We start from the raw sequence: 23017 nt of genomic DNA on the forward strand, positions 1-23017 counted from the left end.
CCCGGCGGCCCCCGTCTGAAAGAGTTGTGCACACTGACCCGGCGGGCCCGATGCGGACCGGAGTTTTGGGTAGGCTGAAAGGGTTATGACACGTAAGCAGCAAGCAGACGCACGCAGTCGCGGTCGGACCGCATCCAAGGACAGCCAGGACCCGGAACCCTTCTGGCACAAGGCCTTGCTGGCCCTGCCCCGGGGCATGGGATCCCTGGTGCGTGCCGTGGCCGGCAAGAACGGCGACAACTCCGCCTACCGCAAGGACGGGCTCTGCTTCGTGCTGGTCATCCTGGCCGTGCTCTTCTGTGCCAGCGAATGGTTCCGTGTGAACGGCTTCCTGGGGCGGGGACTGCACGCCCTGGCTGCGGGCGTTCTGGGACTCTGCAGCATCATCCTGCCGGTGGTTCTGCTCTTTGCAGCCTTCCGGCTGGTCTGCTACACCGAACGAGAGGCGGGCAACCTGCCTGTGGTGGGCGGCCTCATGGTGGTGCTCTGGTCGGTCTGCTCCATTCTGGACGTGCTCATGGCCTCGGATTATCGCGGCTTCGACATGAAAGCCATCAGCGACTCAGGCGGTCTTCTGGGGTTCTTTCTGGGTTCGCCCCTGGCCTGGGGGCTGTCCAAGGTCTTCGCTGTCATCATCTTCGTCCTCGTGGCAATTTTCGGCCTCTTCATCACCTTTAGATTCCATATGAGCGACCTCATGGCCTGGCTGCGCGGGAAGAGGACCCACGGCTCCGGCTCGGTCTCGGCGCAGACTGCCCCCAACGAGGTCAGGCTGGGGGATGACACCCTGCCCCTGGCACCCGGCGTGCCCACCCACGAGGAGTCGGACCAGAAGGATGTCCAGAACTCCGGCAAGGGCGGGGTGGCCGGCTGGTTCAGCCGGCTGCTGCATGGCCGCATCGGCAAGGATACTGACACCCATCTGGAGCGTTACGAGGCTGATGAGCCCTTTTCCCAGGCGGCTTCTCTCGAAAGGGCTGACCAGAGTGATCGGTCGGCGCATGATGCCGAATCTGACCAGGTGTCCACGCAGAGCATGCCCGCAGTGGAGGCCCCGGCCACGGCTGCCCTCCTGGATGCCAGGGAGCAGGGGCATCCCAAGGTGGATGCTGCTGCCCTGTCCGGCGTGGGGGCCTCGGACCCCTGGGCCGCTGCCGCAGCTGCGGCGGACACTGTGCAGATGGATGCCCAACCCGCTCCGGGAGCAGGGAATCACACGGCCGGAGCCCAGGGTACTGACGCTTCAAGTTCCTCAGATGATCGCGAGGTGGACGAGAGTCGGCCCTATGTGTTGCCCAGCACGGACCTGCTGGTCAAGGGCAAGCCCCACGCGGTCAGGACCTCGGCCAACGACGCGGTCATCAAAGCCCTGCAATCGACCTTCCAGCAGTTTGACGTGGACGCCAAGGTGGTGGGCTTCCTGCGCGGCCCCTCGGTCACTCAGTACGAGGTGGAGCTGGGCCCGGGTGTCAAGGTGGAGAAGGTCACCAATCTTCAGCGCAACATCGCCTACGCGGTGGCCAGCTCGGATGTGCGCATCCTGTCTCCCATCCCCGGCAAGTCGGCCATCGGCATCGAAATTCCCAACGTGGACCGCGAGATCGTCCATTTGGGCGACGTGCTGCGCTCCGACAAGGCCAAGCAGGACGACAACCCCATGATGACCGCCGTGGGCAAGGACGTGGAAGGCCACTATGTGACTGCCGACCTGACCAAGATGCCCCACCTGCTGGTGGCCGGCGCTACGGGTTCGGGCAAGTCCAGCTTCATCAACTCCATGCTGGTTTCGCTGATTATGCGGGCCACGCCCGAACAGGTCCGCCTGATCATGGTGGATCCCAAGCGCGTGGAGCTGAGCGCCTACGCCGGCATTCCCCACCTGCTCACGCCCATCATCACCGAACCCAAGAAGGCCGCCCAGGCCCTGGAGTGGGTGGTCAAGGAGATGGACGCCCGCTACGACGACCTACAGTTTTTCGGATTCCGGCACATCAAGGACTTCAACAAGGCCGTGCGCGAGGGCAAGGTCCACGCCCCGGCGGGCTCCAATCGCAAGGTGGCCCCGTACCCCTACCTGGTCGTGGTGGTCGACGAGATGGCCGATTTGATGATGGTGGCCAAGAACGACGTGGAGAGCTCCATCCAGCGAATCACCCAGCTGGCGCGTGCCGCCGGCGTCCACCTGGTTTTGGCCACCCAGCGGCCCTCGGTGGACGTGGTCACCGGCCTGATCAAGGCCAACATCCCCTCCAGGTTGGCCTTCGCTACCTCCTCATCCACGGATTCCAGGGTCATTCTGGACGCCACTGGTGCCGAGACCCTGATCGGCCAGGGCGACGCCCTCTTCCTGCCCATGGGCCAGGCCAAGCCCACCCGCGTTCAGGGAGCCTGGGTCTCCGAGTCCGAGATTCGCAAGGCGGTGGATTATGTGCGCACCCAGCGCAAGCCCCACTACCGTGAGGACATTGAGCAGATGGCCGACAAGGCCGACCACAAGAATGAGATCCAGGAGGAGATCGGCGACGATATGGACGAGCTTCTCCAGGCGGCCGAGCTGGTGGTGACTACCCAGTTCGGATCCACCTCCATGCTCCAGCGCAAGCTGCGTGTGGGCTTCGCCAGGGCGGGGAGGCTGATGGATCTACTCGAGTCGAGGGGAATCGTAGGGCCATCGGAGGGTTCCAAGGCCCGCGAGGTGCTCATCCAACCGCCGCAGCTGCAGCAGGCCCTGGCCTTCATCCGAGGCGACATCACCTCCATGGATCCCGCCCCGGATGAGCAAGCGCATGGCTGAACATCTGCCCAAAAAGCCAGGCCTGGTCTACCGTTATGATGAAACTGCCGCCCGGCATGTAGTGTTGGACGGCCCAAGCGCACGAGTATCGCGTATAAGGAGTGGCAATGCAGGAGCATGCCGAGTCAGAGACCGGTCGTGAGAGGCGCAGGCTTCTCGAAGGATGGAATTCACCCCCAAACCTGGTCACCTACACCCGTATCCTCCTGGTCCTGGTCTTCATCGCCTTGGATCTGATGGCCGGTCCTTGCGGCGAGCGCAAGCCTGGCATGCGGTGGACCGCCGCCGTGCTCTTCATCCTCGCCGCCTCGACCGACAAGCTGGACGGGTGGCTGGCCCGCCGGTACAACCAGGTGACCGAGCTGGGCAAGCTCATGGACCCCATTGCCGACAAGCTGCTGATCTGCTCGGCGCTGATTGTGGCCTCCGTCTTCGGCGAGCTCTGGTGGTGGGTCACCGTGCTTTTTCTGGTGCGTGAACTAGGCATCACCCTGCTGCGGGTCCTGGTCATCAACAAGCAGGGGCGGGTCATCGCCGCCTCCCGGGCTGGAAAGTACAAGACCCTGTTTGAGTGCATCGGCCTGGGCATGCTCATGGTACCCTTGTCGCCGGTCTGGCCCTGGTACCTGGTGGCCACCCGTGTGGTCATCCTTGTGGCCCTGGCCCTCTGCCTTTACTCGGGAGCGGAATACGTGATAGGGATGCGGCGATGATCGGTAAGAGTGTGCAGGGCCGTTGCGATGACCTGGCTGGACGGATCATCGACACCTGCCGTGATTCGGGCCTGCTGCTGGCCGCTGCCGAATCGCTGACCGGGGGACTGCTGGCCGATGCCTTCGTCAGGATTCCCGGGGCGTCAGACGTCTTCCTTGGGTCAGCCGTCACCTACGACATCGCTGCCAAGGCTGCCATTCTCAAGGTGGATCAGGACCTGCTGGCCACCCAGGGTGCGGTTCATCCACGGGTCGCCCAGGAGATGGCCGAGGGCACGGCCAGGCTCTACACCAGGCCGGGGCACGAGGATACGGTCATCGGCATGGCCACTACCGGTGTGGCCGGTCCAGGTCCTGACGGGGATGATCCTGCCGGGCTGGTCTACATCGGTCTGGCCCTCCCCGTCCGGGTGTTGGGTCGACGTATAGAGACCGGCCTTCAATCCCATGCCTACCGGACCTATGCCTACGAGCTGCATTTGGATGGCGACCGCGAACAGGTGCGCCGCGGCACGGTCATGCGGATTCTAGACCAGCTGGATCGGGCCCTGCACTCGCGCGGCTAACGGCCTTATGCCGTAGGTCGTTTTAGAGGTTTTACAGCTTCTGCAAGCCGATGCCGAACCTTGCGTTTGCGGGGTCTGCTGTAGCCAGCAGGCCAAAGAAAGAGGGTGGCTTTATTGAGTCATTGCTCCTGCCTCTTGATTCCTTTCTTTCATATACGTGACCTTGGTCACAAAGCAGGCCTTTCAGGTTCCTCCCCTGGAATAATCTACTGGCTCGTCTGTTGGTCAATGTGTAAGAAGTTGAACACGATAATGGCGAAAGGGGCTGCTATGGCCAGCACCGAGACCGTGATGACTCGAACCAACGATACCTATGATGTCAAGCCGGCCGCACCCGGAGTGGAGCGCAATGCGCGGGTTCGTGATCTGACACCCGCCCAGCGTCGTGCCGTCGTCTTCGCCCAGCAGCAGGTGATCCGTGCCAAGGCCGCCAAGAAGGCCAAGGAGGAACGCCAGGCAAACCTGAACAAGATGTGGATGGAAGAGGACGGCATGGAAGCCAGCCGTCAGCGGGCAGCCTCCACCAACGACGGTCGGGCCGTCACCCATACCGTTTCCCTGCGTGAGGCCCTGGGCCACGTGCTGCGCGAGCTGAGGACCAATGATCACAAGACTCTGCGTGAGGTCAGCGAGAAGGCTGGCGTGTCCCTGGGCTACCTGTCCGAGGTGGAACGTGGCCAGAAGGAGGCCAGCTCCGAGCTGCTGAGCTCCATCGCCGACGCGCTGGGCCTGGGTGTGCCGCAGACCTTGCGGATGGTAGCGGACTACCTGGAGTCCACCCAGGAGTAAGCATGTCAGATCCAGCCGGTTGATCCGGTGGACCGTTCTTGAGGGCGTCCGGTTCTGATGAACCAGGCGCCCTCTTCTGCTGACTGTCGGTTGCTACCGTAGAAGGGGTGTGACAGAGTGGGTCTTGGACGAAAGGTGATGTCGGGTGCGTGAACGGGAATTCTGGCAGCTGCTGGAGGAGGTCTTCGGCCGAGTCTATGGACGCAGTCTGGCCCGTGACCAAAGGCTGACCGCCCTGGATGCCATGACCGTAATAGAGGCTCTGGATGCAAGCGTGGAGCCGCGCGTGGTCTGGAACGTGCTCTGCGATCAGATGGAGATTCCCGACTCCCGCCGCTGGGGGAAGGACCACAATGCGCCGCCCATGCCGGCAGCCTGATCGACGGGTTTTATTCTCCGCGAACTTATTCCCCATTCCAAGCGATTTTCGAACATTTGTTCGCATGGTCGGGTATACTGATACCCATGGTCCGGTGACCACCGGCATGTTCGACCACATCGGGCGCCTGGACCGCAGACGGGTTCCGACGGCGGATAGGCTGTCAATCGTGAGGTCGTTAATCAGGATGTCGTCATCGTGAGGTCGGTTACGAAGAAGGAGAGCCATATGGCACGTCAGAGCAACAGTGGCAAGGCGAAGAAGGAAGAAGAGGGCGGGATCGACCCTCGTCGCCAGGCAGCCTTGAACACGGCCCTCGCGCAGGTGGAGAAGAGCTTCGGCAAGGGTTCGGCCATGCGCCTGGGCGACAAGCCCGCCCAGGATGTGGAGGTCATTCCCACCGGGTCCCTGGCCTTGGACATGGCCCTGGGCATCGGCGGATTGCCCCGCGGCCGCATTGTCGAGATCTACGGTCCTGAGTCCTCGGGCAAGACCACCCTGGCCCTGCATGCGGTGGCCAATGCACAGGCCGGCGGTGGAGTGGCTGCCTTCATCGATGCCGAGCATGCTCTGGATCCCGAGTATGCCAAGAAGCTGGGTGTGGATACGGACTCCCTGATCGTCTCCCAGCCGGACAATGGCGAGCAGGCGTTGGAGATCGCCGATATGCTGATCCGGTCCGGCGCCCTGGATGTCATCGTCATCGATTCAGTGGCCGCCCTGGTGCCCAAGGCCGAGATCGAGGGCGACATGGGCGACAGCCACGTGGGTCTGCAGGCCCGTCTGATGAGCCAGGCTTTGCGCAAGATGACCGGTGCCCTATCCCAGGCCAATACCACGGCCATCTTCATCAACCAGCTCAGGGAGAAGATTGGCGTCTTCTTCGGTAGCCCGGAGACCACTACCGGCGGCAAGGCCCTGAAGTTCTATGCTTCGGTCCGCCTGGACATCCGCCGTATCCAGACCCTGAAGAACGGCGACGAGGCGGTGGGCAACCGCACCAAGGTCAAGGTGGTTAAGAACAAGATGGCCCCGCCCTTCAAGGTGGCTGAATTCGACATTCTCTACGGGGAGGGCATCTCAAAGGAGGGTTCGGTTCTGGACATGGCCCTGCAGACCAATATCGTCAAGAAGTCGGGCTCCTGGTTCACCTACGAGGGCGATCAGTTGGGTCAGGGCAGGGAGAACGTCCGTCAGTTCCTCAAGGACAACCCCGGCCTGACCAAGGAGATTGAAGATAAGGTCAAGGTTGCCTTCGGCCTTATTCCCGCTCCCTCCGAGGACGACAAGGCTGATCCGGCTGACTCTGACCAAGACAGCAAGGAAGACGACTCGGCTCCGGTCGACGTCAACAGCACCGTGCCCACGGCCCAGGCTGCATGACCCGATGATCTCGGCCGAGGACTTCCTCAAGGATAATCCTGTCCGCCTGGCGCAGGCCGAGGATTCTACCGACTCTAGTACAGAGTCGAAGAATTCTCGGTCGGACCAGTTACAGACAGATTCTGTGGGATCGGATGGTCCAGCAGATTCAGTGACAGTCCTTGATCCTGCTCCTAAGCAGAAGGATGACAGCTTCAAGGAGGACAGCCGCCCAGTGCGGGCTGCTGCCGTGGGTCTGGGGCATAGCGCCCGGTTCGGAGGCAGTCTGGAAGAGGTAGACAGTTCTGCCAATGCTGATATGGCTGATGAATCTCTGGCAGGTCGCCATTCCTATGGCCGCCATTCTGCCCGTGGTTCCGACAGAAAGACCCGCCGTCGTGGCCGTCGCCCACGTGCTGGCGGCTTTGGCGGAGGTTCCGCGCCTGCAGCTCCGCGAGCAGATGCCGATGATGCGGATGCTTGCCGGGAGGCTGCTCTGACCCTTTTGGATGCGGCGGCACGTTCAAGCGGGGCTCTGGCTCGTCGTCTGGTCGACAAGGGGTTTGATACGAACGTGGTCGATCAGGTGATCGACCGGTTGACCAAGTTGGGTCTGGTAGATGACCTGGCCTATGCCCAGGATCTTCTGCGTTCCTGCCTGCATCGCACCATGGGGGAGCGGGGCGTACTCTCGGAGATGACCCGCAAGGGATTGGATCCAGGACTGGCTGCGCAGGTGGTGGCCCAGGCCTCTCGCGAGGGACTCTTTGTTGACTCCGCCTACGAGCTTGGTCGCAAGGTGGCCCGAAAGACAGCCGGACTTGATCTCAAGGTGCGCAAACGGCGATTCTGGAGTGCTGGATCCCGCAAGGGCCACAGTCCCGGCCTCCTCAACCAGGTGGCAGCAGACCTTTTCGTCTCTGACGACCCTCTCGATTGAGCCGATTGCTGCCTAAGCACCACGCGGTAAAAGAGAAGATGAGACCTCTCATATACCCCGGGTTCTGTCATCGACCGGATAAAATCCGGACAATGGATGGCCATCCATCTCGACCTGACGTTGCCGCCAGGCTCTAGCGGCCTACCCGAAGGCGGGACGAGCAGCCCCTGAATGCCTTCTGCTTGGCCTTGCTCCCGATGAGGCTTGCCATGCGGTCGGCGTTACCGTCGACCCGGTGGTCTCTTACACCGCCGTTTCACCCTTGCTCGCCTTAACAAGGCGAGCGGTCTGTTCTCTGTTGCGCTATCTCTCAGGTCGCCCTGGGCGGACGTTATCCGCCATCGTGCTCTGTGGAGCCCGGAAGTTCCTCAGCCCTTCCCAGGAGGAGGGGCCGCGGCCATCCGAGAGGTCTCGGGGATACAGCATAGCGGAACTGAACGACCGGACCAGCGGTCAAGATCCCGCTCTGGCCACAAGCTCAATCAGTGAGTCAGCCATGCTCTTCGGATACAATCGGAAGCACAGTCGATGGTGACCAAGTCCGCCATCGCACCAGCGGTTCATCCGCTCACAAGTGCAAGGAGATTCCCATGGAGATCGTCATTACCGGTCGACATACCCAAATCAAGCAGCGGTTCCGCGATGTCGTGGACAGCAAGATGAACAGGGTGACGGCCATCGCCCCCGATGCCCAGCGCATCCAGGTCGTTCTGACACATGAAGGCAATCCCCGCCAGGCTGACAGCGCCAAGAGGGTGGAGCTCACTGTCCAGGCCGGCAAGACCGTGATTCGCGCCGAGGCTTCCAGCGCCGACGAGTTCAGCGCGCTGGACATGGCCTTGGACAAGCTGACCCAGCGTCTGCGGCGAGTCCGCGACCGCCGCAAGGACCACCGCCGTGGACTGGAGCATCCGCCCCTGCCCGTCGATTTGTCCGTGGACGATCAGGCAGGCGATCAGGGAGATCAGGGCCAGGAGTCCAATCCCGACAACAGCGCTCAGAGCGCCGTGGCCTCGGACCTGGCGCCCGGCCAGTCTGTCGAAGTGCAGGTGGGAGACACCCCTATCGTCATTCGCCGCAAGCTGCACATCGCAGAGCCCATGAGTATCGACGAGGCCCTATACGAGATGGAGCTGATCGGTCATGACTTCTTCCTCTTTGTCAACAAGGAGACTAAGCGCCCATCAGTGGTCTACCGTCGGCACGGATGGAGCTACGGTGTCTTCGAGATCGATACGCCTGAGCATGTAGGCGGTAAGCAGTAACCGAAGAAAAGATATTGAACTGTGGGGCGATTCCTCGGCGGCAGGTTGTCTGACCTCCGGAGAATGGCCCTTCTTCAATGCCCGGTCCAGCTGCCAAGACCGCAGTTGGGTTTCTGGAACAATCCGTTTCGAGAAAATCGGTGCATTCGCGTAAGATAATCAAGGTCTGGGCCTACGCCGGCTGAGGGCGTGTGAAGGCCATAAAGGAACGGTAGGGAGCGCAACGTGGTAGCAGTCTTGGACAAGGTCCTCCGTATGGGCGAGGGTCGTCAGATTCGCAAGCTTCAGGGGGTGGCCAAGGCGACTAACGCCTTCGAGGATCAGATCTCGGCCATGAGTGATGAGGAGCTCAAGGCGCAGACGCCTAAGTTCAAGCAGCGATTGGAGAACGGCGAATCCCTCGATTCCTTGATGCCCGAAGCCTTCGCCACGGTCCGCGAAGTTTCCAAACGCACCCTGGGCCAGCGGCATTTCGATGTCCAGCTGATGGGTGGAGCGGCCCTGCACTGGGGCAACATCGCGGAGATGAAGACCGGCGAAGGCAAGACCCTGGTGGCTACCCTGCCCAGCTATCTGAATGCTTTGGAGGGCAAGGGCGTGCACGTGGTCACAGTCAATGACTATTTGGCCTCCTACCAAAGCGAGCTTATGGGGCGCATCTTCCGCTTCCTGGGCATGAGCGTGGGTTGCATCATCACTGATCAGCGTCCCGCCGAGCGCCGCAAGCAATACCAGGCGGATATCACCTACGGCACCAACAACGAATTCGGCTTCGACTACCTGCGTGACAACATGGCCTGGGACAAGGACGAGCTGGTTCAGCGCGGACACCACTTCGCCATCGTGGACGAGGTGGACTCCATCCTGATCGACGAGGCTCGAACTCCTCTGATTATTTCCGGCCCGGCCGAGGGCGATGTGACCCGATGGTATCGGCAGTTCGCCAAGCTGGTCCCCAAGCTCACCAGGGATGAGGATTACGAGGTCGACGAGAAGAAGAAAGTCGTCGGCATCCTGGATCCCGGCATCACTAAGGTGGAGGACTACCTGGGCATCGACAACCTTTACGAGCCTGCTAACACCGCTCTGATCGGGTACCTGAACAACGCCATCAAAGCCAAGGAGCTCTTCCTGCGCGACCGCGATTATGTCGTCCAGAACGGCGAAGTGCTGATTGTGGACGAGCATACCGGCCGTCTGCTTAAGGGACGTCGCTACAACGAGGGTCTCCACCAGGCCATCGAGGCCAAGGAAGGTGTGGAGGTCAAGGCCGAAAACCAGACCTTCGCCACCATCACCCTGCAGAACTACTTCCGTATGTACGACAAGTTGGCGGGCATGACCGGTACGGCCGAGACCGAGGCCGCTGAGTTCATGAATACCTACAAGCTAGGCGTACTGCCGATCCCCACCAACAAGCCCATGATCCGCAAGGATCAGGACGATCTGATCTATCGCTCCAAGAAGGAGAAGCTGGCCGCCATCGTCCGCGATGTTGCCAAGCGACATGCCAAGGGCCAGCCCATCCTGCTGGGTACCGCATCCGTGGAGTCCTCCGAGGTGGTCTCCTCCCTGCTGGACGTGGCCGGCATCGACCACCAGGTTCTCAACGCCAAACAACATGCGCGTGAAGCTGCGGTCGTGGCAGTGGCAGGGCGCAAGGGGGCCGTGACCGTGGCCACCAACATGGCTGGACGCGGCACCGATATCATGCTGGGCGGCAACGTGGAGTTCCTTGCCGATCAAAAGCTCAAGGAGCAGGGCTACTCGCCTGACGACACACCAGAGGAGTATGAGAAGCGCTGGCCCAAGATGCTGGACTCCGTTAAGGAGCAGGTCAAGGACGAGCATGAGGAGGTCGTCAAGCTGGGCGGCCTCTATGTGCTGGGCACCGAGCGGCACGAGTCCCGCCGAATCGACAACCAGTTGCGCGGCCGTTCCGGCCGTCAAGGCGACCCCGGTGAATCCAGGTTCTATCTGAGCTTGGAGGATGACCTGATGCGCTTGTTCAACACCCAGCTGGTGGCCCGAATGATGTCCTCCAAGAGCCTGCCCGAAGGTCAACCCATTGGCACCAAGAGTGTCTCCAAAGGTGTGCGCAACGCGCAGAAGTCCGTTGAATCCCGCAACTACGAGATCCGCAAGAACGTGCTCAAGTACGACGACGTGATGAACAAGCAACGTCAGGTCATCTATGGCGAGCGTCAGGCCGTGCTCAAGGGTGAGGACATTCACGAGGACATCCTCCGCTTCATCCGCGAGACCGTGACCTCATACATCCGCGGGGCTCAGAACGGTTCGGACAAGCCACAGGAATGGGATGCCGACGGGCTCTGGAAGGCGCTGGCCTCCGTGTATCCGATCAGTCTTGATCAGGATGAGACCATGGACTCTCTGGAGGACCTGAAAGGCGACAAGGCGGTTAAGGCCCTGGCTGACAAGGTCGTGGAGGATGCCGATTCCATCTACCAGGAGCGTGAGGATGAGCTGGGCGAGAAGGGATCCAGGCAACTGGAGCGCCAGGTGGTCCTATCCGTACTGGACAGCAAGTGGCGTGAACACCTCTATGAGATGGACTATTTGAAGGACGGCATCGGCCTGCGCGGGATGGGTCAGCGTGACCCTCTGGTGGAGTACCAGCGCGAGGGCTACCAGATGTACAACTCCATGATCGATGCCATCAAGGAGCAGACCGTGCAGCTGCTCTTCAACGTGGACCTCAAACAGATAGCGGCCAGCCAGGAGAACGAGCGGCGGGCCCGCGAGGAGCGCAAGGAGAACGAGGAGAGCCAGTCCGAGCCGGTCAACTATCAGGCGCCTGAAGAGCCTGATGCCGAGGACGAGACCACTGACATCGACGAGACTGCCGAGGAGCGTGATGAAGGTGCTCCTGCTGGCAGCATCCAGGAGGATTTGGAAGAGGATTCCGATAAGGACTCTTCCGAGGATGTCGCTGACGCTAGCGAGGCTGATGATGCTAGCGCCCCGGCCCCAGTCGGGCCTGCGCCCATCAGTCATGCCGAGGGCAAGGTTCCTGCCAATAAGAGGCCAAAGGCCGTAGAAGATCATTCGCCCTGGGCCGATGGCCGCACCTTCCCAGGTACACCTCGCAACGCCCCCTGCCCCTGCGGTTCTGGACGCAAGTACAAGATGTGCCACGGCCAGAACGAAAAGAAATGACAGGTACGCGTAATCGCCAGCGAACTGCCCAGGCAGGGTTGCTGATCTGATTGACGGCCATCGCACGCAAGGCGATGGCCGTTTCCATATATTGGATTGTAAACTTTCATATATTGGTAGCAAAGTGACCAAAATATGGGATGGCCTTGTGCAGGGGAGGGGCTGGGCAGTAAACCTAGAGCAAATAGCGGGGCATCCGGCCCCGCTTCTTCAAAGGAAAAGAGTCATCATGCGGCCACTTAGCTGGAAATCCGTCCTGAACTCCTTGGTGTCCGGTCGACACCTGAGCGCGGATGAGGCCGAGTGGTGCATGAACGACCTGATGGATGGGAATGCCGACCCGGTGCAGGTGGGCGCCGTCCTGTCCATGCAGTCCACCCTGGGGCTGACCAGCCCGGAGGTCGAAGGGGCTGCCAAGGCCATGGTGGGTCATGCGGTGCCGCTGAAGGTCAGTGGCGACGTGACCGACATCGTCGGCACCGGCGGCGATGGGGCGGCGACGGTCAATCTGTCGACTATGGGCGCCATCGTGGCTGCCGCAGCAGGGGTCAGAATCGTCAAACACGGCAACAGGGCCGCATCTAGCAAGAGCGGCACCGCCGACTGTCTGGAACAGCTGGGTCTTCCCCTGGATCTGCCGCCGCAGGAGGTTGCCGCTATGGCTGACCGCTTCGGCATCACCTTCGTCTTTGCTAAGACCTTTCACCCTGCCATGCGTTTTGCAGGACCTGTCCGCTCGTCGCTGGGCATCCCGACCGTCTTCAACTTGCTGGGACCCTTGACCAACCCGGTAAACCCGCGCTATGTGGCCATTGGATGTGCCCAGCGTCAGCTGAGTCCCATGATGGCCCAGGTTTACGCCTCACGCGGTCAGGAGGGCATGGTCTACACCTCGGTCGAGGGCCTCGACGAGATGGCCCCGACAGGCCCGGTTTCCATTTGGGAGATCCACCAGGGCAAGGTGAAAGAGCGGTCCTTCGACCCGACTCGTGAGCTAGGTATTGACCCGGTCGATCTGGATGACCTGCGCGGCGGCGATCCAGCCTTCAACGCCAGTGTCGTCAGGGACTTCCTGGGTGGAAAGTCGGTTCCTTCCCGTTCAACGGCCCTACTCAATGCAGCGTCGGCCATCGTGGCTGACGGCACGCAGATTGATGCTGGTCCGGAAGCCGACCTGAGCGTCCGGTTTGCCCAGGCCTACCAACTGGCTACGGAAGTTGTGGACCAGGGCAGGGCCGCCGACCTGCTTGCCGCCTGGATTCACGGAGCCCAGGAAGCGCAAACCCGCTGCCAGCAAGAGGAACGGGCACATCGTCCGGTCTTGGTGTAAGTTCGCGGCTGCCACAACTGTTCGGGCCTCGCTGGCTGATGTTTCTGCCAGCGAGGCCCGAACGTATTGGCGGCCCACAGCATCATTGCCGATAGAACCGATTGTCATCATCGAAGAGGCCGCTTGAGGTATCACGGAAATTCTTCCGGTCGATGATCAACCCTGCGATGCCTATCAGCAAGAGCAGGCCAGCCAGCAGGCCGGTCAAGCCGGACCAGCGGGGGATCAAGATGGTCAGGAAGAAGCAGACCAGGCCCAGCACAGTCATGATGATGAAAGCCATCCGCCTTTTGCCCAGGTCGCTCAGGTCGGGGTTAGGCGGAACAAAATTCGACGACTGGTCCATGACCTCGTCGGTGTCAAGCCAGCTCCTGCCTTGGAAATCGCGCGGTCCGGAGCCGCCGACGAAGGAGTTGCGCTTCAAGTCCTCGGCCCTGAGCGCCGCCTTCTTCTCGGACTTTCGAGCCTTCTTTTCGAATTCCTTGGCTGTCCTGGACGATTCCAGGGAACCTAGCTCGTCAGCGTGCGAGTTCAGGAAGTCCGCCCACTCATCGTTCCCCTGTGAGGACCCGGTTCCCGCCTCGCTGTTATACTGATTCCCGGCGTCGTTATGCTTGTGCTCGGTCATAGAACCATCGTAACCTCGGCCGCACGCATTCGCTACCAAGGAGTCTCTGTGCTGTACTGGTTCTTCGTCAAACTGCTCGGTCCGTTGGCGCGTACCTGGTTCAAACCGACCGTTGAAGGCACGGGGAATATTCCCAAGCAGGGGGCTGCCATCATCGCTTCCAACCATCTGGCCGTCATTGACGATGCCCTCCTACCCATTACCTGCCCGCGGATGATCCATTTCATGGGCAAGGCCGAGTACTTCAACGGCAAGGGAATAAAGGGCAAGTTCAAGAAGTGGTGGTTCAGCTCGGTCGGAGTCTTCCCCGTCGACAGGTCGGGCGGCTCCAAGTCGCTGGGAGCCATGGAAACCGCACGTTCCATCCTTGAGCACGGGCACATCTTCGGCATCCATCCGGAGGGTACGCGCAGCCCTGACGGCAGGCTCTACCGAGGGCACACTGGGGCGGCGCGGCTTGCCTTCGAGACTGGAACGACAGTGGTGCCTACCGCCATCATCGGTACCCGGCAGCTTCAGGAGCCCGGCCATGTGTTTCCGCATCGTGGCAGGACCAAGGTCATCTTCGGCAAGCCCATCACTGTGCCCTACATGCCGGTCAACAGCCTCACCCACGAGGAGATTCGCAACCTGACCGACAGGATCATGCAGGAGATCCAAGAGATGAGCGGGCAGCGCTACGTGGATGTGTATGCCCAGGTCATCAAGGCACATGAGAGCAAAGAAGAACTGGGCTAACGACGAACTGCAAGGAGTAGCGTAGTCAGACCACAGTCAGGGTCACGACAGCCGGCGAGCCGTCATCATTGATCACCTTGACCTGGGTGCCGGGGTTGGGGTCCTGAATTCGCACCGTGTGGGTCAGGTTGCCCAGCGGCGCTGAGATGTTGACCTTGAGTCCGTATCCCTGCAGGATCTGGGTGGCCTCGTCCTGGCTCTTGCCCTTCACGTCGGGCATGGTGATGGACTGCGGTCCCTTGGAGATCACTACGTTGACCGCATCACCCCAGTGAAGCTGTTCCTGGGCCTGGTGGGAGGCGGAAATCACTTGGTTGCGGGGGACCGTGTCTGACCAGTTCTCGCTGTAGTTGACCTTGAGCCGGAGGGCTTCCAAGGCCGCCTTGGCATCATCCCTGGCCTTGCCGATGATGTCGGGCATGGCCACCGGCATCCGACCCTTGGACAGGACCAGGCTGACCTTGGTATCGTGTCGGGTCCTGGTCCCTGGGGCCGGCTCCACCGAAATCGCCGCTCCCTCGGGTATATCCATGGAGTACTGGTCCTTGGAGGAGTCATGGTCGATCTTGTCGAATCCAGCCGCCTTCAGGGCTTGCAAGGGGTCCTTGCCGTTGGAGGTGTCCGGAATGAGGATGTCCTTGGGCACCGTGGCTTGGCGAACCCCTTTGGAGACGGTTAGGTTGAGTCTGCCGCCCCGCTTGCTGATGCGAGCTCCAACGGTATCGGGATCCGCGGTCATGATGGCCCCTTTGGGCACTTGGTCGCTGAAGTTGTAGTCGGTGTCGACATCGATGCCTGCGACCTTGAGGGTGCGGGCGAACTTGGCGTAGTCGGCACCGATAATCTTGCACTCCTGGTTTTCGGAGCAGGAGATGTCATCTGGCTTGGGCAGGGCGTAATAACTGCCCGGGCCTAGGTAGTACCACCAGGCGCCACCGCCGCCTCCGGCCAGGGCCAGCACCAGCAGAACTACCAGCACGATGATCAAGCCGTGATGCCGGTGCTTGGGCTTGGCCTCTGCAGCGCCTTGCTGCATTGTCTGGACGGAAGCCGGTACGGCAGCCATATCGGCGGGGGAAGCTGTTATGTTCTGAGGCTGCAGAACAGTTGTAGTTTCGGCCCTGGAGGGGGTGTCCACGTCGTTGAGCCTATAGCGTCTGGTTGCTGCGTCCGCATCGGCTTCAGGTGGTGCGGGCACAGCCGGGACCGTATCTGAACCCTCCGGGTCGGTTGCTGCAGCAATGGTCTGTGTGGCTGCATCTTCGGCATCGTCGCTGGGTGCTGTAGCTTTTTGAGTTGGCGATTCGGGCATCTCAGGGTCGTGTCTAGGGGTTCCGGCGATGGCGGATTCGGGCTCTCCGCTTGTTGCAGCTGTTGCAGGCAACATGTAGTCCATGGCCTGCCGGTCCAGCCCCCTGACCACCTTTCTCAGACTTTCCAGGGCCTTGCCTGCGTTGTCTGGGCGATTTTCGGGGGAGCGGTCGGTCAGTCCGGAGAACAGGGCGGCTACGGATGGGTCGATTCCGGGGCAGACCCTGGCCAGGGAGGGGACGTCCTCGTGGACGTGCTTAAAGACGATGGTTACCGGATTGTCACTGGCGAAGGGGACCGTGCCGGTCAGCATCTCGTAGGCGATGATGCCTACGGCGTAAAGGTCGCTTTGGGGGGAGGCCTCGTTGTTCTCGATGGTTTCGGGGGCCAGGTAGGCGGCCGTGCCCATGAGCATACCCGTCGAAGATAGGGTGGCTTGAGCGGCGGCGCGGGCTAGTCCGAAGTCGGTGATTTCTACGTGGCCGCGGTCGTTGATGAGGATGTTTTCCGGCTTGATGTCGCGATGGATGACGCCGACTCGGTGGGCGGAGGCCAGGCCGTCCAGGATTTCGCCCACGATGCGCAGGGTCTCCTTCAGGGGATAGACGCCCTGCCGAGCCATGTCCCGCCGCAGGCTTATTCCGTGGACATACTCCATAACCAGGTAGTCCAGCCCCTGGTCGACACCGGTATCGTAGACCTGGACGATGTGGGGGTTGGCGATGGCGGCCGCTGACCTGGCCTCCCGGCGAAAGCGCTCCTCGAACTGGGCCCTATGTGGCCCCTGGGCCAGCATGGTGTGCATGATTTTGACAGCCACATGTCTGGACAGCCGCAGGTCCAGAGCCTCGTAGACCGTGGCCATGCCACCTTGCGCAATCTCGCGCAGAATGCGGTAGCGCCCGTCTATGATCCGGTCGCTGGTCCTCTCGTCTGCTTCACTCATGCTCGTCTTGTCCGGCCCTCTGCACCTCGGAGGCCTGACCGGCCTCGGCATCAATGGAAGATACACGTTCATGATACCCGGCGGTGGTGGCAAGCGGCAGGAAGCGTCGGCAGGCATTCAGGAAGATGGTTCGGCCCCTGGCAGACAGGTGCAGATCATCGGCCAAGGCCTGGGCTCGGTCCTGGGCTCGGACGGACAGGTCGGCTATGCGTCGACGACTGGCGTCTACGGCACCGCAGGACTGCATCAGGTCACGAACCATATTCACCTGGGCGTCCTTGCGGCGTTCGGTCGGGGAACCGTAGAGTCGGCGAACCTCCTTGGCCTGGTCAGAATCGGCCATGGCCAGGGTGTCGGCCAGGAGGACGGTCCGCTTGCCCTCGCGGATATCACCGCCAACGGGTTTGCCGGTATGGCGGTCGTCGCCTGCCACATCCAGCAGATCGTCCTCCAGCTGGAAGGCCAGACCCAGATCCAGACCCAGGGCGCGTACCGAATCTTTGTGTCCCTCCAGGTCCGTTCCGGCAGCCAGCAGGCCCAGGGCCAGGGGGACCATGGTGGTGTAGGAGGCGGTCTTCCAGGCCATGGTGTGCAGGGCCTGACTGCCCAGGCGTTTCGGATCGTCCAGTGGAGCCTCTTCCATACCCATGTCCAGGATCTGGCCGGTGACCACGGCCGTCTGCATGGCTTGAAAGGCTCTGCCGATGGCCGATTCCTGAGGCAGGTCGGCAGCCGCCTGGAGGGCCATGGTTGTGCTCAGTGATGCCAGCAGGTCGCCAAGGAGGATGCCCAGGCCGGTGCCACGGGCATCGGGGCCTGCGGGGAGCCGGTCGCTTGGATCGTTTCCGGCGGCCGACCGGCTCAGGGCCAGATGGGCGGCAGGACGGCCCCGACGACGGGGGGAGCCGTCGATGATGTCGTCGTGGACCAGGGCGCTGGTCTGATAGACCTCCAAGGCGCAGGCAAGGTCTACTGCCGCCTGTTCACGGTCCGGATTCTGCTCGGATTCCAGAGCCCGCCAGACATCGCAGAGCAGGAGGGCGCGCAGTCGTTTGCCGCCACGGCCTGCCTCGATTGCCTGGTGGATGACCTCCTGCAAAGCCCCCTGTGAGGGGTTCTGATCCAGGGGATGGTCCGGTCCGGGCTCTGGAGCAGTCAGGTGGTCGCATTGGCTCCGGAGCAGTTCCTCCATGCGTTGTTCGACCCGTGCTGCAGTCACGCTCTTCATGCCTTAGAGCCTATCCGCATATCTGCCCAGCAGGCAGGCTGCAAGGCCCATGGCTGCAAGGACCATGGTGGATGGATGACCCCACTTGACCACATGATCGGCTGTGGTCTTCCTAACGGTTCCAACGGGTTCAGGATGGTGCCTAGGCTCCCCGGACCACAGACCGGGAGCGGATGGGAGGCGATGACGGCATGAACGATTCATATGAACACGGCATGACAAAACTGGTGGAGAACTATCGAGAGGGTCGACGACGATGGGGTGTGGAAAATGCTGACAGGCGATGGCTCCAGCAACCCTTGACAGACTGGACTGCCGGCTTGAGGGGGCGGCAGCAGGCGCACCCGCCTCTGGACTCCGACTCGGCGGACCGTCTGGCTGTGGCCGTCAAGGAAACCCTGGCCATACGCGACGGGCTGATTCTGTCAATCCTGGCGCCTGAGCCTGGTCTGCACGCTGACCGGCTGCTGGACCTGTGTGTGCGTCCCAACGATGCGTCCAATGTGACGGCGCTCTGCAACATTCTGGATGCGGTCTTCAAGGACCCTGCCACGCGGCCGGACCATCCGCGTTGCCGGGCCGGGCTGGCCATGCTTCAAGCCATAGCTGATCAGGTTCCGCCGGGGTTTCGGTCCCAGCCCCTGGCGGTCGCGGCCTACGTCGACTGGTGGAATGGGGGATCCCGGGCATGCGGGTTCGCCGAGGAAGCTCTTTCCGACGACCGCTCATGCAGTCTGGCCGCCATCGTCCTGGCTTTGATCGGTCGCGGCATCGACCCGGCCTGGAGGCAATCGGGCTGAATCGGGAATAATCGTCCCCCTGGGGTGGTTCACTTAGTGAGTCTAAGATTTGACCTTGCCATAGCTGTGCCTTGAAAGCAGTGTCGGCGGGTGGGATGATCCAGGAGGAGAATTTGGCCACGAAGGACACCAAGTCAGCCAAGACAGCCGCAGTGGATACCGGGAAGGGCCGGACCAGTTCAACCGCCGGCAAGACCAAGACCGCCACCAGGTCCAAGACCAGCAGCAGCAAGGCGTCCCGCAAGACCGCAGCCCGCAAGACCGCCACTGCTAGCACTTCGACGGCCAAGACCAACCGTCGCCCGGCCTCCAAGACCAAGAAGAAGGTCGAAGAGGAGCCCATCCTGCAGCCGGAGGAGCAGGAGCCCGACGAGGACCTGCTCGAGGACCAGGAGGACGACGACCAGCTGGACAAGAGCGAGGATCAGCTGGAGGACGAGCCCGACGAGGACGATCAGGAGGAGGACGAGGCCCACCAGGTCGAGGATGAGGCCGAGGAGGACCGCAAGGCCGCGCATGCCCTCGCCGCCAAGGTCAAGGGCGCCTTCGTCGTCGACGATTCCGATGACGATGAGAATGTCACTCCCTCAGGCAACCCCAAGCGTCGTGTGGTCACCGCCGGCGCCACTGCCGATCCCGTCAAGGACTACCTCAAGCAGATCGGCCGCGTCAGCCTGCTGAACGCCGAACAGGAGGTGGATCTCTCAGAGCGTATCGAGGCCGGCCTCTATGCCCAGCATCTGCTGGACACCGAAGGCGAGGGCATGGACTTCAAGCGCCGCCGCGAGCTCAAGTGGGCCGCCAACGACGGGAAGAAGGCCAAGGACCATCTGCTGGAGGCCAACCTGCGACTGGTGGTCTCCCTGGCCAAGCGATACACCGGCAGAGGCATGCTCTTCCTGGACCTGATCCAGGAAGGTAACCTGGGTCTGATCCGTGCGGTGGAGAAGTTCGACTACACCAAGGGCTACAAGTTCTCCACCTACGCCACCTGGTGGATTCGTCAGGCCATCACCCGTGCCATGGCCGACCAGGCCCGCACCATCCGTGTGCCCGTTCACATGGTCGAGGTCATCAACAAGCTCTCCCGCGTCCAGCGTCAGATGCTGCAGGACCTGGGTCGCGAGCCCACCCCCGACGAGCTGGCCCGTGAGCTGGACATGCCCGTCGAGAAGGTCCAGGAGGTCCAGAAGTACGGGCGCGAGCCCATTTCCCTGCACACCCCTCTGGGCGAGGACGGTGACTCGGAGTTCGGCGATCTGATCGAGGACACCGACGCCATCGCCCCCTCGGATGCTGTGGCCTTCTCCCTGCTGCAGGAGCAGTTCCAGCAGGTGCTTGAGACCCTGAGCCCCCGCGAGGCCGGCGTCATCAAGATGCGTTACGGCCTGGAGGATGGGCAGCCCAAGACCCTGGACGACATCGGCCGCGTATACGGGGTCACCCGTGAGCGCATCCGCCAGATCGAGTCCAAGACCATGTCCAAGCTGCGGCATCCTTCGCGCTCGCAGACCCTGCGTGACTTCCTGGATCAGTGACCTCTGCGCCCGGCGGGGAGGTCCGGATGCTGTCGAGGCCTCCTTGCTAGAAATGGTCATCGGTGCGTAAGCGACCGCCCATGCGAGGACCCGTGTCCCCTGGGCGCCAAGAGGTGAACGGCGAGGTAAATGGTGGCGAAAAAGCCTGAAAAGGGAAAGTCCTATGGTGCCGGCAGTCTGACGGTCCTGGATGGCCTGGACGCAGTGCGCAAACGTCCAGGCATGTACATCGGGACCACGGACAGCCAGGGGCTCATGCACTGCCTTTGGGAGATCATCGACAACGCCGTGGACGAGGCCCTAGCCGGCCAGTGCGACCATATCAAGGTCATTCTGCACAAGGACGGCTCCATCGAGGTGGACGACAACGGCCGGGGCATCCCCGTCGATATTGAGCCTCGAACCGGGCTGACCGGCGTGGAGGTGGTCCTGACCAAGCTTCACGCAGGTGCCAAGTTCGGCAACTCCTCCTACACGGCTGTGGGCGGCCTGCACGGCGTGGGCTCTTCGGTGGTCAACGCCCTGAGCTCCCGACTGGACGTGGAGGTGGACAGGGATGGCAAGACCCACCGGATGCGCTTCCACCAGGGTCATCCCGGCATCTACCAGGACCCTGATCCGGAGCGGCCCTCGCCTGACTCGCCCTTCAAGCGCACCAGGAAAAACCGGCCTACACCCCTGGAAGTAGTGGGCAGCGTGCCCAAGTCCCGGACCGGGACCAGGGTGCGTTACTGGGCCGACCCGGAAATCTTCAACCCCACGGCCCGGTTCAGCTACGCCCAGCTGATCGACCGGGTGCGCCAGACCAGTTTCCTGGTGCCCGGCCTCAAGATCACCGTGATTGACGACCGCATCCCCGCCACAGGAAGCGCCGAACAGGACCTGCGCCTGGAGGTTGACGGCGAATCCGCTGCGGAGCCGGACAATCAGAACGTTCAGGACGATCGGGAAAACCTTCTTGGATCTTCCAACAGCGACGATCTCTCTGAAGAAGGCACCGAAGGCGAACGTGCCGAGGACGCGCAGCCGGATGATGCCGACCTTTCGGCCACCGAGCGGGCCGACCGGGCCATGCTGCAGCCGGAGGACGAGTCCGGCCATCAGCGCGTGGAGGAGTTCCTGCACACCGGCGGGGTGACGGACTTCGTGGACTTCCTGTCCAAGGGCGAGCCGGTCAGCGACATCTGGCGGATCAGCGGCCAGGACACCTACCAGGAGGAGACCCAGCGGGTGGGCTCGGACGGTGAGTTGCACGCCGAGCAGGTGGAACGTGTCTGCGGGGTGGATATCGCCCTGCGCTGGGTCAACGATTACGATTCAGTCGTTCGCAGCTTTGTCAATGTGGTGGAGACGCCCGGCGGAGGCATGCATGTGGACGGGTTCATGAACGCCATGACCCGCCAGGTGCGCAAGGCCGTGGAGGCCAACGCCCGCCGCCTCAAGGTCAACCTCAAGGATTCCCACACCAAGGTGGAGCGAGACGATGTCCTGGCCGGGCTGGTGGCCGTGGTCACCGTGCGTATCGCCGAGCCGCAGTTCCAGGGCCAGACCAAGGACGTGTTGGGTACGGCCCAGGTCAAGCCCATCGTCACCCGGATGACCGACGACCAGTTCGGCCAGATGATCAGCGGCTCCAAACGCGGCTTCAAGGAGCAGTCCGGCCAGGTGCTGGAGAAGATCGTCGGCGAGATGCACGCCCGCGTCCAGGCACGCAAGACCAAGGAGGTCACCAGGCGCAAGAACGCCCTGGAGTCGGCCTCCATGCCCTCCAAGCTCTCGGATTCCATGCCTGGCAACGACGACATCGCCGAGCTGTTCATCGTCGAGGGCGACTCCGCCCTGGGTACGGCCAAGGCAGCCCGAAACTCCATGTTCCAGGCCCTGCTGCCCATCCGAGGCAAGATCCTCAACGTGCAGAAGGCTTCCCTGTCCCAGATGCTGACCAACAAGGAGTGCGCCTCCATCATCCAGGTGGTCGGCGCCGGCTCGGGGGCCAGCTTCGACATCGACCAGGCCCGCTACAACAAGGTCATCATGATGACCGATGCCGACGTGGACGGTGCCCACATCCGCATCCTGCTGCTGACCCTCTTCTACCGCTACATGCGGCCCTTGATCGAGAATGGGAGGGTCTACGCTGCCGTGCCGCCCCTGCATCGAATCGCGCTTGCAGGCAAGAACAAGGGGAAGTTCATCTACACCTATTCGGACGATGAGCTGGAGGGCAAGCTGGCCGACCTGCGGGCCAAGCACATCGACTACAATCCCGATGTGCAGCGCTACAAGGGTCTGGGCGAGATGGACGCCGACCAGCTGGCCGACACCACCATGGATCCCCGGACCCGCATGTTGCGCCGCATCCGCATGGAGGATGCCGCTCAGGCGGCCGGCATCTTCCCCCTGCTCATGGGCGACGACGTGCCGCCCCGCAAGCAGTTCATCGTGGACAATGCCGACGACTTCGACCGGAGCAAGATCGACACCTGATCGACCTTCAGCAAGGCCCAAAG

The 23017-nt window shown here is 62.1% G+C and carries 17 protein-coding genes and 1 other RNA gene; 14 read left to right on the forward strand and 4 right to left on the reverse strand.

Annotation, left to right across the window (positions count from 1 at the left end):
* Positions 1 to 85 precede the first annotated feature (85 nt).
* From DKK74_RS03030 to DKK74_RS03060, 7 genes are all read left to right on the forward strand, one after another.
* Positions 86 to 2794 carry an FtsK/SpoIIIE family DNA translocase gene (locus DKK74_RS03030; RefSeq protein WP_110412683.1) on the forward strand — a complete coding sequence of 903 codons (2709 nt, stop codon included), beginning with the start codon at positions 86 to 88 and terminating at the stop codon, positions 2792 to 2794.
* Between the two features lie 107 nt (positions 2795 to 2901).
* Positions 2902 to 3507, forward strand: coding sequence for a CDP-diacylglycerol--glycerol-3-phosphate 3-phosphatidyltransferase (pgsA, locus tag DKK74_RS03035; RefSeq protein ID WP_110412684.1), 606 nt, complete (start codon positions 2902 to 2904; stop codon positions 3505 to 3507).
* Entirely contained in the window at positions 3504 to 4073 is a 570-nt protein-coding gene (locus tag DKK74_RS03040; protein ID WP_110412685.1) for a CinA family protein, read from the forward strand. The genes pgsA and DKK74_RS03040 overlap by 4 nt, the downstream gene beginning before the upstream one ends.
* Before the next feature lie 270 nt (positions 4074 to 4343).
* Entirely contained in the window at positions 4344 to 4862 is a 519-nt protein-coding gene (locus tag DKK74_RS03045) for a helix-turn-helix domain-containing protein (protein ID WP_373637637.1), read from the forward strand.
* 145 nt (positions 4863 to 5007) lie between these two features.
* Positions 5008 to 5241 (forward strand): DUF3046 domain-containing protein, encoded by a 234-nt coding sequence (locus DKK74_RS03050; protein WP_110412686.1) that lies wholly within the window; start codon positions 5008 to 5010, stop codon positions 5239 to 5241.
* A 228-nt stretch (positions 5242 to 5469) separates the two neighbouring features.
* Positions 5470 to 6624, forward strand: coding sequence for a recombinase RecA (recA, locus tag DKK74_RS03055; protein ID WP_110412687.1), 1155 nt, complete (start codon positions 5470 to 5472; stop codon positions 6622 to 6624).
* A 151-nt stretch (positions 6625 to 6775) separates the two neighbouring features.
* Complete coding sequence (locus DKK74_RS03060; protein ID WP_258334424.1) at positions 6776 to 7543, forward strand: regulatory protein RecX; 768 nt, start codon at positions 6776 to 6778, stop codon at positions 7541 to 7543.
* A gap of 36 nt (positions 7544 to 7579) precedes the next feature.
* Here DKK74_RS03060 and rnpB read toward each other — a convergent pair.
* Positions 7580 to 7956, reverse strand: an RNA gene (rnpB, locus tag DKK74_RS03065) — RNase P RNA component class A.
* A gap of 177 nt (positions 7957 to 8133) precedes the next feature.
* Here rnpB and hpf point away from each other — a divergent pair.
* The 3 genes from hpf to trpD all read left to right on the forward strand — a co-directional run bounded on the left by hpf (position 8134) and on the right by trpD (position 13318).
* On the forward strand, positions 8134 to 8808 hold the full coding sequence (gene hpf / locus DKK74_RS03070; RefSeq protein WP_110412689.1) for a ribosome hibernation-promoting factor, HPF/YfiA family: 675 nt from the start codon (positions 8134 to 8136) through the stop codon (positions 8806 to 8808).
* A gap of 225 nt (positions 8809 to 9033) precedes the next feature.
* On the forward strand, positions 9034 to 11988 hold the full coding sequence (secA, locus tag DKK74_RS03075; protein ID WP_110412690.1) for a preprotein translocase subunit SecA: 2955 nt from the start codon (positions 9034 to 9036) through the stop codon (positions 11986 to 11988).
* A gap of 229 nt (positions 11989 to 12217) precedes the next feature.
* Entirely contained in the window at positions 12218 to 13318 is a 1101-nt protein-coding gene (trpD, locus tag DKK74_RS03080; RefSeq protein ID WP_110412691.1) for an anthranilate phosphoribosyltransferase, read from the forward strand.
* Between the two features lie 82 nt (positions 13319 to 13400).
* On the opposite strand, the gene DKK74_RS03085 is transcribed toward trpD, so the two are convergent.
* Positions 13401 to 13946, reverse strand: a complete 546-nt coding sequence (locus DKK74_RS03085; RefSeq protein ID WP_110412692.1) for a hypothetical protein — start codon at positions 13944 to 13946, stop codon at positions 13401 to 13403.
* Between the two features lie 48 nt (positions 13947 to 13994).
* Here DKK74_RS03085 and DKK74_RS03090 point away from each other — a divergent pair, with 48 nt between their 5' ends.
* Positions 13995 to 14684 (forward strand): lysophospholipid acyltransferase family protein, encoded by a 690-nt coding sequence (locus tag DKK74_RS03090; RefSeq protein ID WP_110412693.1) that lies wholly within the window; start codon positions 13995 to 13997, stop codon positions 14682 to 14684.
* A gap of 25 nt (positions 14685 to 14709) precedes the next feature.
* On the opposite strand, the gene DKK74_RS03095 is transcribed toward DKK74_RS03090, so the two are convergent.
* Both DKK74_RS03095 and DKK74_RS03100 read right to left on the reverse strand, forming a co-directional pair.
* Positions 14710 to 16941: a protein kinase domain-containing protein gene (locus DKK74_RS03095; protein WP_110412694.1), complete on the reverse strand. Its 2232-nt coding sequence runs from the start codon at positions 16939 to 16941 to the stop codon at positions 14710 to 14712.
* Positions 16934 to 18160 carry a polyprenyl synthetase family protein gene (locus DKK74_RS03100; protein WP_181414886.1) on the reverse strand — a complete coding sequence of 409 codons (1227 nt, stop codon included), beginning with the start codon at positions 18158 to 18160 and terminating at the stop codon, positions 16934 to 16936. Before DKK74_RS03100 ends, DKK74_RS03095 begins: the two co-directional genes overlap by 8 nt.
* A gap of 200 nt (positions 18161 to 18360) precedes the next feature.
* Between DKK74_RS03100 and DKK74_RS03105 the strand changes: the two genes are divergently transcribed.
* The 3 genes from DKK74_RS03105 (at position 18361) to DKK74_RS03115 (ending at position 22994) form a co-directional block, all read left to right on the forward strand.
* Positions 18361 to 18969: a DUF4192 family protein gene (locus DKK74_RS03105; protein ID WP_181414887.1), complete on the forward strand. Its 609-nt coding sequence runs from the start codon at positions 18361 to 18363 to the stop codon at positions 18967 to 18969.
* Between the two features lie 113 nt (positions 18970 to 19082).
* Entirely contained in the window at positions 19083 to 20507 is a 1425-nt protein-coding gene (locus DKK74_RS03110) for an RNA polymerase sigma factor (protein ID WP_375537543.1), read from the forward strand.
* A 129-nt stretch (positions 20508 to 20636) separates the two neighbouring features.
* The gene (locus DKK74_RS03115; protein ID WP_110412698.1) at positions 20637 to 22994 is read left to right on the forward strand and encodes a DNA gyrase/topoisomerase IV subunit B; all 2358 of its coding nucleotides are present in this window, start codon (positions 20637 to 20639) and stop codon (positions 22992 to 22994) included.
* Positions 22995 to 23017: the final 23 nt, after the last annotated feature.

This window comes from Bifidobacterium asteroides (assembly GCF_003202755.1).
Taxonomy (GTDB): domain Bacteria; phylum Actinomycetota; class Actinomycetes; order Actinomycetales; family Bifidobacteriaceae; genus Bombiscardovia; species Bombiscardovia asteroides_F.

Bases quoted from the DNA above. Each gene is read 5' to 3' on its own strand.
- DKK74_RS03085 (WP_110412692.1), bottom strand. From the start codon at position 13,946: ATGACCGAGCACAAGCATAACGACGCCGGGAATCAGTATAACAGCGAG.
- hpf (WP_110412689.1), top strand. From the start codon at position 8,134: ATGGAGATCGTCATTACCGGTCGACATACCCAAATCAAGCAGCGGTTC.
- recA (WP_110412687.1), top strand. From the start codon at position 5,470: ATGGCACGTCAGAGCAACAGTGGCAAGGCGAAGAAGGAAGAAGAGGGC.
- DKK74_RS03105 (WP_181414887.1), top strand. From the start codon at position 18,361: ATGAACGATTCATATGAACACGGCATGACAAAACTGGTGGAGAACTAT.
- DKK74_RS03030 (WP_110412683.1), top strand. From the start codon at position 86: ATGACACGTAAGCAGCAAGCAGACGCACGCAGTCGCGGTCGGACCGCA.
- DKK74_RS03040 (WP_110412685.1), top strand. From the start codon at position 3,504: ATGATCGGTAAGAGTGTGCAGGGCCGTTGCGATGACCTGGCTGGACGG.
- pgsA (WP_110412684.1), top strand. From the start codon at position 2,902: ATGCAGGAGCATGCCGAGTCAGAGACCGGTCGTGAGAGGCGCAGGCTT.
- trpD (WP_110412691.1), top strand. From the start codon at position 12,218: ATGCGGCCACTTAGCTGGAAATCCGTCCTGAACTCCTTGGTGTCCGGT.
- DKK74_RS03115 (WP_110412698.1), top strand. From the start codon at position 20,637: ATGGTGGCGAAAAAGCCTGAAAAGGGAAAGTCCTATGGTGCCGGCAGT.
- DKK74_RS03095 (WP_110412694.1), bottom strand. From the start codon at position 16,941: ATGAGTGAAGCAGACGAGAGGACCAGCGACCGGATCATAGACGGGCGC.
- DKK74_RS03045 (WP_373637637.1), top strand. From the start codon at position 4,344: ATGGCCAGCACCGAGACCGTGATGACTCGAACCAACGATACCTATGAT.